At 44.6% G+C, this 9,020-nt stretch carries 9 protein-coding genes and 1 pseudogene; 8 read left to right on the forward strand and 2 right to left on the reverse strand.

All coding sequences use genetic code 11. The features are described from left to right. The first annotated feature begins 37 nt into the window (after positions 1-37). The 5 genes from EII41_RS12640 (at position 38) to EII41_RS12660 (ending at position 5,263) form a co-directional block, all read left to right on the forward strand. On the forward strand, positions 38-514 hold the full coding sequence (locus EII41_RS12640) for a helix-turn-helix domain-containing protein (protein WP_124790881.1): 477 nt from the start codon (positions 38-40) through the stop codon (positions 512-514). Positions 515-561: 47 nt separating this feature from the next. After that, on the forward strand, positions 562-795 hold the full coding sequence (locus EII41_RS14820) for a hypothetical protein (protein ID WP_124790882.1): 234 nt from the start codon (positions 562-564) through the stop codon (positions 793-795). A 285-nt stretch (positions 796-1,080) separates the two neighbouring features. Then, positions 1,081-2,670 carry a sulfatase gene (locus tag EII41_RS12650; RefSeq protein WP_124790883.1) on the forward strand — a complete coding sequence of 530 codons (1,590 nt, stop codon included), beginning with the start codon at positions 1,081-1,083 and terminating at the stop codon, positions 2,668-2,670. A 26-nt stretch (positions 2,671-2,696) separates the two neighbouring features. Continuing rightward, complete coding sequence (locus tag EII41_RS12655; RefSeq protein ID WP_124790884.1) at positions 2,697-4,142, forward strand: DUF4832 domain-containing protein; 1,446 nt, start codon at positions 2,697-2,699, stop codon at positions 4,140-4,142. Further along, complete coding sequence (locus EII41_RS12660) at positions 4,139-5,263, forward strand: acyltransferase family protein (RefSeq protein WP_124790885.1); 1,125 nt, start codon at positions 4,139-4,141, stop codon at positions 5,261-5,263. Before EII41_RS12655 ends, EII41_RS12660 begins: the two co-directional genes overlap by 4 nt. Before the next feature lie 12 nt (positions 5,264-5,275). Here the strand turns inward: EII41_RS12660 and EII41_RS12665 are convergent, their stop codons facing one another. Both EII41_RS12665 and EII41_RS12670 read right to left on the reverse strand, forming a co-directional pair. After that, positions 5,276-5,989, reverse strand: coding sequence for a precorrin-2 C(20)-methyltransferase (locus EII41_RS12665; protein WP_124790886.1), 714 nt, complete (start codon positions 5,987-5,989; stop codon positions 5,276-5,278). A gap of 6 nt (positions 5,990-5,995) precedes the next feature. Continuing rightward, positions 5,996-6,880: a restriction endonuclease gene (locus tag EII41_RS12670; RefSeq protein WP_124752445.1), complete on the reverse strand. Its 885-nt coding sequence runs from the start codon at positions 6,878-6,880 to the stop codon at positions 5,996-5,998. A 150-nt stretch (positions 6,881-7,030) separates the two neighbouring features. On the opposite strand from EII41_RS12670, the pseudogene EII41_RS12675 reads away from it, so the two are divergent. The 3 genes and pseudogenes from EII41_RS12675 to EII41_RS12685 all read left to right on the forward strand — a co-directional run. Beyond that, a pseudogene (locus EII41_RS12675) lies at positions 7,031-7,414 on the forward strand (DUF4372 domain-containing protein); the annotation flags it as partial. Between the two features lie 10 nt (positions 7,415-7,424). Next, positions 7,425-8,102 carry a helix-turn-helix domain-containing protein gene (locus EII41_RS14200; RefSeq protein WP_185711917.1) on the forward strand — a complete coding sequence of 226 codons (678 nt, stop codon included), beginning with the start codon at positions 7,425-7,427 and terminating at the stop codon, positions 8,100-8,102. A 40-nt stretch (positions 8,103-8,142) separates the two neighbouring features. Next, the gene (locus EII41_RS12685; RefSeq protein WP_124790888.1) at positions 8,143-8,703 is read left to right on the forward strand and encodes a hypothetical protein; all 561 of its coding nucleotides are present in this window, start codon (positions 8,143-8,145) and stop codon (positions 8,701-8,703) included. The last annotated feature ends 317 nt before the right edge of the window (positions 8,704-9,020 follow it).

A 9,020-nucleotide genomic window follows, 5' to 3' on the forward strand; every position in this document is an offset into this window, starting at 1 on the left:
CGGTCTTTGTCCATGCTGATATCAAAGTTAGTAATTATTGAATTATTTACAAAAGTACAAATGTACGACCATTAAATTAAGCAGGGAAGAAGTGGAAGAAGTGGAAGCGATAGTCAACAAAGGCTCTCACAAGTCCCAAACCTATCGTGCCGCCTATATCCTGCTCAATACCGATGAAGGCGATTATTCCCGGAAGGTGACAAACGAGCGTATATGTGAGGTTTTACGCATAGGCATGCGCACCATCGACCGGGTGAAGAAACGGTTTGTGCAAGAGGGTTTGGAAGCCACGTTGGAGCGTCGCCCGAGTCAACGCGTATACGAAAGGAAAGTCGATGGCGATGTGGAAGCCAAATTGGTGGCTTTATGTTGCAGCGCTCCCCCCGAAGGGTATGCGAGATGGTCTTTGCGCTTTCTGGCAGACAAGATGGTTGAATGGGAGTATATTGACAAGATTTCCCATGTGACGGTGGGGAAGGTTTTTAAAAAAATGAACTTAAACCCTGGAAAGTAAAGGGCTGGGTTATTCCAAAAGCCCACGGCGGGGAATTTGTAGCCCATATGGAGAACGTCCTGGACGTATATAAGCGGCCCTATACCCCTGCCAATCCGGTAGTCTGCATGGACGAGTCACCCAAGCAGTTGATTGAGATGCGTGATTCAATCCCTGTAAAACCCCGGCGAGAGGCGCGGATTGATTACGAATATATCAGGCACGGCGTGGTCAATATATTCATGGCAAACGAGCCGCTGAAAGAGAAAAGGAGGGTGGAAGTACATACCTCACTCACGTAATGAGCGTGCATTACAGATGACAGCCGCTTTATTTCACGGGGCGTCACGGCAAATTTTTCTTCTGTTTTTTTGGCCTTGTTCGTCCAAAATGCACATAAAGATGCTATCTTTGTGGACGTCGAGACCGTAGACTTTCTCATAAAAGATAAATTAAAAAAAAGTGAAACAATCGTGCCTTTGAGTACCTTAATTATCGATAGAACAGTTGGCGGCTCGATTTTTATCGGAAGACGTATAAAAAATGGTTTTTTATGTAAGTTTGCACCATAAACATTATATCATACAATGAAACAGATTCGATACAACACAGTATTCTTTTCCCTCACGAGCGCGGCCATGGGCGTGTCGCTGATTGCATGTAAGGATAAAAAAAGTGAAAATACAGTAAGCGAGAAGCACATGAATATTCTCTATATCATGTGCGACGACCATTCCTATCAAACCATCAGTGTGTACGACCGCCGTTTTATCGAGACACCGAACATCGACCGGATTGCGACCGAGGGGGTGCGTTTCACCAACAGTTTTGTGGCTAATTCGCTGAGCGGCCCGAGTCGGGCATGCTTGCTGACAGGCAAGCACAGCCATAAAAACGGCTTTACAGACAATACAAAGACGTTCGACGGAAGCCAGCAGACTTTCCCTAAACTGTTGCAGCAGGCAGGATATGAGACAGCCGTCGTAGGAAAATGGCATCTCAGCTCCGAGCCTTCGGGATTCGACTACTGGAATATCCTGATCGGACAAGGAGATTATTACAATCCTTTCTTTATTGATAACGGCGAAAAGCGACAAATCGAAGGATATGCCACGAATATCACGACCGATCTGGCCATCGACTGGCTCGACCAAAAAAGAGACAAGAATAAACCGTTCTGCCTGCTTTTGCATCACAAAGCGCCACACCGTACCTGGATGCCCGATACGTGCGACCTCGACTGGAAGGAAGACACCGTCTTTCCGCTTCCCGAAACGTTCTATGACAAATATGAGGGACGAAAAGCGGCCGAGTTGCAAGAGATGAGCATCATCGAAGATATGGATCTCGTCTACGACCTGAAGCTGGCCGACAAAGAAAATGAAATCCATTCCCAGCCCGGTCTCGAAAAGGCCGGACGCGCAATGTATGAACGGATGACACCCGCCCAAAAAGCAGCATGGGACAAACATTACGACCCGATCATCCGGAAATTCAAAGACGATAAACTGACCGGCAAAGCCTTGGCAGAATGGAAATATCAACAGTATATGAAAGATTATCTCCGAGTGATACGTTCGATCGACCGAAATGTTGGTCGTGTACTCGATTGTCTGGAAAAGAATGACTTGCTCGACCGTACGATTATCGTTTATACCTCCGATCAGGGATTTTATATGGGGGAACACGGTTGGTTCGACAAGCGTTTCATGTACGAAGAGTCGTTCCGCACTCCCATGCTCGTGCGTTATCCCGGAGGTATCAAAGGAGATATTCCGGAGATGGTACAGAATATCGACCACGCAGCTACGTTCCTCGAATTGGCGGGTGTTTCCGTTCCGAACGATATTCAGGGCGACTCGTACCTGCCCCTTCTCAAGGGAGAACATCCCGACAATTGGCGCACCTCGCTCTATTATCACTTCTACGAATATCCGGCCGAGCATGCCGTAAGACGACATTTTGGGGTCCGGACAGAGCGTTACAAACTGATTCGTTTCTATAACGACATTGACTGTTGGGAATTGTACGACCTGCAAAACGATCCGGCAGAGATGCATAATCTCTACGGACAGGAAGGCACCGAAGAGATAACAAAGCAATTAAAAGAAGAACTTCTGCGCCTGCAAGTCAAGTACGACGACCCGATACGTGAGTCACTGACAGACGTAAAGTAAAGAGAAACAACGCGATTGACACGTAAATGAAAGAACTCTCTTTTTCATTTATAATAACCATATTCGTCTGCCTTTTCTTGGGCAGCTGCGGGAGGAACGACAAGCCGGATATACCGGAACCTCCCGCTCCGCCCGATATGCCTGTGCAGACGGTAAACTACGTCACCGTCAACGATCTGTTCCCCAATCCCGAACGAGGCTTTTATAAGTATTCGCTTGGACAGGATCAACTCAGGGAAGAGTGGCTGCGCAAGTTCAGGAAAGACAACATCACCTTGATGTTCCGCTTCTACTACCTCAAAGATTTCAAGAATAAGCCGCTTGACCAAGTGACTCTGACGCAGATAAAGAACGACATGGCTATTTTCCGTAAGGCTGGTTTTAAAACGATTCTGCGCTTCGGCTATTCCAATGCGGCCAAAGAACCTGATGCTCCGATGGCCATCATCCTTCGCCATCTCGATCAGCTAAGACCGGTGCTGCATGAGAACAAAGACGTGATTGCCGTAATGCACGCCGGCTTTATCGGTTCGTGGGGCGAATGGTATTACTCGATCAACAAGCTCAATAATGACATCTCACGGAAAAAGGTGCTCGACAAGATACTGGACATATTGCCGCCTGATCGTTTCGTACAGGTACGACGACCTTCGTACAAACGCATGTATATAGGCTCCCAATCCCCGATCTCTGCCCAAGAAGCCTTCGGAACGAAAGCCGTTGCGCGCATCGGGCATCATAATGACTGCTTTCTGGCAAGCATCAACGACATCGGTACATACGTCATCGACATTACGGAAGAGAAGAAATACATGCACGCCGATGCGCTGTATGCGCCCGTAGGAGGGGAAACCTGTCCTCCCGAAGGTATCGGTCCGGCTGATTGCGCGAAAGCACAGTCGGAGATGCGTTACCTGCGCTGGTCTTTTCTGAATCAAGACTATTATCATGAGGTAAATGATCAATGGATTTCGCAGGGCTGCATGGATCACATCGTCCGCAACATGGGCTATCGTTTTACGTTGCAAAAAGGCACTTATTCGGCCGAACATGCTCCCGGCAGCGAGCTTTCCGCTCTCATCACGCTAAAGAATGTGGGATATGCTTCGCCTTTTAATCCACGAAAAGTAGAGCTGATTCTCCGATCGACGGATGGGACACGAACCTATACAGCCGTTCTGCCCGATGACCCAAGGAGGTGGCAGCCCGATCAAATAACGGAGCTGAAAGCCAACGTGGCTTTACCTCCCGATATCCCCGAAGGAAATTACAAGCTGTACCTCTTCCTGCCCGACCCGGAACCGGCCTTGCACGACCGTCCCGAATATGCCATCCGACTGGCTAACCGTAACTGCTGGGAGGAAAAGACCGGCTACAACGATCTGCATGTCGAGATTAAGGTGGATGTTTCTACGAAGCGCCCCCTAAGTCGCGCGAAAATAACATTTACACATAAAAGCCTCAAAAAATGAACACAACACCCCATAAACGTCTTGCCTCACTCGATCTGTTGAGAGGATTCGATTTGTTTTGTCTGTTGATGCTGCAACCGATATCGATGACGTGGCTGAAGATTGCGGATAATCCCACATGGGAACCGCTGGCACGTCAATTCACGCATGTGCCGTGGGAAGGCGTGTCATTCTGGGATTTGATTATGCCTTTGTTTATGTTTATGTCGGGGATTACGATCCCTTTCTCGATGTCGAAATACAAACGAGAAGAAAAGACGGATCACCGGTTTTATCTCCGTTTGCTGAAACGCTTCGCCATTCTCTTCTTTCTGGGATGGATCGTACAAGGAAACTTGCTGGCTTTCGATTCCGCTTCTTTCCACCTCTATGCCAACACACTGCAAGCCATTGCTGTAGGCTATGTGGTAGCGGTATTATGTTTTGTTCGGCTCCCCCTTCGAGGACAGATCGGTGCGACGGCATTGTTTTTCTTTGCTTATCTGCTGGTCTTTTCGACGGTAGGAAAGATGGATTACGAGCCGGGCACAAATATTGCCGAAGTAATTGATCGCTGCGTGCTGGGACGTCTGCGCGACGGCGTACTCGTGAACGACGATGGCTGTTGGGACTTCGATCCGAATTATCATTATACATGGATATTGAGCAGCCTGAACTTTGTCGTCACGGTGATGTTAGGATGTTTCGCCGGTCAGATTCTCCGGATGCCGGTGAAGGAAAGCCGACGGCTCACCCGACTTCTGGCAGTCGGTCTCATACTTACGGCTGTCGCGCTTGCCATGACACCTGTCTTCCCTCTGATCAAACATATATGGAGTAGCTCCATGACGCTGTTTTACGGCGGAGTCTGCTTTTTGCTGATGGGACTGTTTTATTACGTGGTCGATATGAAAGGGATTCGCTTCGGTATCGGTTGGTTGAAATATTACGGGATGAACTCCCTGGTGGCTTATTGCCTTTTCTTCGTAGTCGACTTCCGCTCCATCTCGCACTCCCTTTTCTTCGGACTCGAACAGTGGATGGGCACCTATTACCCGTTAATAGGCGTTTGTTTTCAGTCGTTTGCCGTATGGTGGATTGTGAAACGACTGTATGACCTTCAGCTGTTCTTCAAAGCCTGATCCGATAAGGCTTTAGTCCTCAACTCGTATAAGCAGCAGCGAAAAATAAGGGAAACGACGAGCAAGGATTTCTTTGCGACAAGAAGCATAAAACTGCTTCGCAGCAATACCGGCGTTTTCAAAATAATGGAATATCACATTGTCGGGTGCAACTTTCAACGCTTCCTTGATAAACGACTCGAACCGCGAAGCCTTCATCAACACAAGCGTGCGTCCTTCACCAATCCTCATTATCAACTCTTCTACCGAGGCAAGGTGCGTGATGACGGTTGTCTCCTCATTCTGTTCCGAGATACGGATGTTTTCCGAAGCCGCACAAGCGATAAAAGCCGGCACACCGGCAAGCCGCTTGACCGATATCCCCTGAGCCGTCAATATATCACTTACATAAGCAGACGACGAATAGAATCCGGCATCGCCCTCGGCCGTTAGAACAACCTTATACCCTGCCCTATATTTTTCCGCAATGATACGTGCCACATCCGCGTAATTGTCCGTCGCATAACGACGGTTCTCGTTCATGGCAACCGGGAAAAGGCAAAGCCCCGAAGACGAAATGCCCAGCTCATCAAGTATCTCCTGTGCACGCGAGAGCATCGTACCGTCAGACCTAACCGTTGCCGGACAGAAGATATAATCGGCTTCTCGCAGGCTGTTCAGCCCTTTGAGCGTAATCAATTCAGGATCTCCCGGCCCGAGGGAGACAATCGTAACACAATGTGACATAGTCTTCTATTCTCCTTCAAAAAAATCCTCATCAACAATCTTTACTTCATAGCTCTCCTTAATTTGCACTCCGACGTTATATTGATGCATTAAATCAACAAGCTTTGAACCATTGATTAATATTATCGTATGATGTGCATCATGTGCTTTTTTTATGGCTCCTTGATCAAAATCTGTTGTTGTAACAAAAACACCTTTTGTTGTATCACCGCTCATTGCCCCAATAAAATTTCGAATATCTTTCTCTCGAACCTTATTGTCTCCATATCTTTTAGCTTGTATGTAAATCTTGTCAAGTCCTAATTGGTCTTCATTAATAATCCCATCAATGCCGCCGTCATTCGATCTTGAAGTCTCTATGAAATCCCCATATCCCATTTTCTTCAGAAGGATTAATATGACTTTTTCAAAATAATATGGGTCAATCTGTTTTAACCTTTCAAGTAGATCATTCTTCACTTGCATTTCGATCTCACCAAACCCTCTATCAATTAAATCTTGTGGAGATGCGTTTCTCATTTCTGTATGGTCTATAAAAGACGAAATTCTATCTTCCACATAGAAATCTATTGTATCAGAACTTTCACTACTCTTTTCCAAAGACTCTCTATTGCTAAGAGCTTTTCTCCCTCGTTCGGTAATTTGAACCATACCTCGTTCAGGACATTGAATGTACTTTCCTTGTTTTAGATAGGATTTCCCCCAAGCAATTCTATTTGAAATCAGATTTGCTCCGCTTTTCGTTTTCTGGTCTAAAAGTTCTTGCGGCAAGTCTTTATAATACTTTTCAATAACTCTCCTCAACATCTCCCTATGGGAGATGAGTTCTCCACTACTTAAAATATCAAGTATCGGAATGCATGTTTGATGAAATTTTGGCAATTCCTTCATTGTTGTTTTGTTAATCTTACATTCGACTTGCAAACTTACATAAAAAAACAATGTTGTCCTAAATATTTTGATAAACATCAAAAAAAAGAAGTAGAGCTAAGGAACAAAATGTTACCTTAGTAAAGAGAGCCCAACTCCTCTACTTCCTTTATGACAAATATAACACTTTTTGCGCAAGCCATCGGTAAACTACCGAAAGAAAAGATTAGAAAGATTATTCGCGAGTCCGGTACAAACAAACATTGCAAGGGTTACGATGCTTGGAGTCAGTTTGTTAGCATGATGTTCAGCCAATTCTCAAACTGCGACTCTGTGAGAGACATTTCCAATGGTCTTAATTCCGCCAACGGCAATCTCAACCACTTAGGAATAGCTCGTGCTCCTTCTAAATCTACCATCGCTTATCAGAACGCCCACAGAAACAGTAAGGTATTCAGAGATATCTACTATGCCATTTTTCAACATTTTGGACAGCAGGGCTTGTGGCAACGTCGCAAATTCCGTTTCAAGGCTCCCATAAAATTGCTTGACTCCTTACAGCCACATGCCGAATTTTTTGCGCCAACGGGGTATTTTTTCGCCCACAAATCGATTTCGACACCATTTCCTTCGTCACTCCGAGTGCCCGGGCGATCTTCAAATTCGTCCCGCGCTCAAGGCCCACTACCAAAGTTCGCTTTTTGTCCATTCTCTTTTTTTTTGTATTTTTGAAGCCGTTCAATTAACGAACGACAATGCAAACATCCAAATAAGTTTCGAGAAAAACAATGAAAAATCGAATAAAATTTCGATTTTAACAATTTTACATTATATGAGCACTATAAATGAGAGGATTAAAATTATCGTGGATAAATTTGCTAACGGCAAAAACACCGAATTAGCAAAACTCTTATCTACCAGTGAAGCAAATATTCGAAACTACACAGGCAATGTCATGCCAAAGTTCGACATCTTAAGCAGAATCGCAACTTCTTTCGATATTTCACCCGAATGGCTACTCACCGGAAGGGGAAATATGCTTCGCGAACAAACCGAACAAACCGAATCTTCAAGCACTCAAATAGACGTTACTCCTTCGCAAATGCTCGAAGAAATAAAAGCCCTATCCGTCAAAATTGGGCACTTAGAAGCAGAAAACAAAATGCTGCGTGAGCAAGTCAAAAATAAAAGACAGTATAATCCGTACCCTTCTGTCGCTGAATCAGAATTAAAGTATAGATAAATAGAACACAAAAACACAAACCTCAAAAAAAAGAAGAATCATGAAAAGAAGTCTACTGATCATGCTGTTATCATGCTTAACAGTTCAAGCATTTTCTCAAAAATGCAAGTTTGAAAGAAGCGAATACGACGAATTTACAGGGGCTCGTATCATAGAAACATTTGTTGTAAACCTAAAACCCGTAAAGATGCTGTCATTTAAAGGGGCATCCTATTTTATATATTTAGGATTCGCCCAACACAATAAAAATATCTATGTACGTGCAGTGTTAAGCAGTTTAACCCCTTACATTATAGATGAAAACTCCTACTTGTACATAAAGTTCGAAGATGGCACTATTCTAAAGTTCAAAACAAAGTCTGCAAACTTAGACGTAACTCCCACATACAACTACACAACACGTCTGACAGCCTATGGAGTAATCAATCTATACCCTGCCACATTAGAAGACGTGGGCACAATCATGGAAAAGAAGGCTGTAAAAGTCAGAATGGATACATCCGACAGCTATTATGAATCCGAATTAACAAAGAAGAGCAGCAAACTTCTACAAGAAACAGCGTCCTGCTTCTTGCATGAATCGCGTGGATTCATCAATTAAGACATAAAATTCCATTGTCAACTTGCGCATAACTTCCATCTTACGCAAGTTGGCAATTCGTGCTCTATTACGTCTGTAAAAAACCTTTCATTTTGTGAATCCCCCGATTTTAAGCCGAAAGTAAGCGATTTAAAAACATAACACGCTACAAATCAGCATTAAACAGATATAAAAATAGCAGAAAAACAGGCAAAAAAAACAGCCGTTTAACACAATTTTAACACCAAAATATCCTGTTTTAACGGCTCTATGTTGATTTGAGTGGGTAATGGAAATTCCTTCCTCCGTTTATGTAGTATACCATATCCATAAAGTTA

Source organism: Tannerella forsythia (genome assembly GCF_003860135.1).
GTDB classification, from domain to species: Bacteria; Bacteroidota; Bacteroidia; order Bacteroidales; family Tannerellaceae; genus Tannerella; species Tannerella forsythia_A.

Excerpts from the sequence above, each read along its gene's own strand:
- EII41_RS12665 (WP_124790886.1), bottom strand. The coding sequence starts at position 5,989 with ATGTCACATTGTGTTACGATTGTCTCCCTCGGGCCGGGAGATCCTGAA.
- EII41_RS12685 (WP_124790888.1), top strand. The coding sequence starts at position 8,143 with ATGAAAAGAAGTCTACTGATCATGCTGTTATCATGCTTAACAGTTCAA.
- EII41_RS12670 (WP_124752445.1), bottom strand. The coding sequence starts at position 6,880 with ATGAAGGAATTGCCAAAATTTCATCAAACATGCATTCCGATACTTGAT.
- EII41_RS12650 (WP_124790883.1), top strand. The coding sequence starts at position 1,081 with ATGAAACAGATTCGATACAACACAGTATTCTTTTCCCTCACGAGCGCG.
- EII41_RS14820 (WP_124790882.1), top strand. The coding sequence starts at position 562 with ATGGAGAACGTCCTGGACGTATATAAGCGGCCCTATACCCCTGCCAAT.
- EII41_RS14200 (WP_185711917.1), top strand. The coding sequence starts at position 7,425 with ATGCCGAATTTTTTGCGCCAACGGGGTATTTTTTCGCCCACAAATCGA.
- EII41_RS12660 (WP_124790885.1), top strand. The coding sequence starts at position 4,139 with ATGAACACAACACCCCATAAACGTCTTGCCTCACTCGATCTGTTGAGA.
- EII41_RS12655 (WP_124790884.1), top strand. The coding sequence starts at position 2,697 with ATGAAAGAACTCTCTTTTTCATTTATAATAACCATATTCGTCTGCCTT.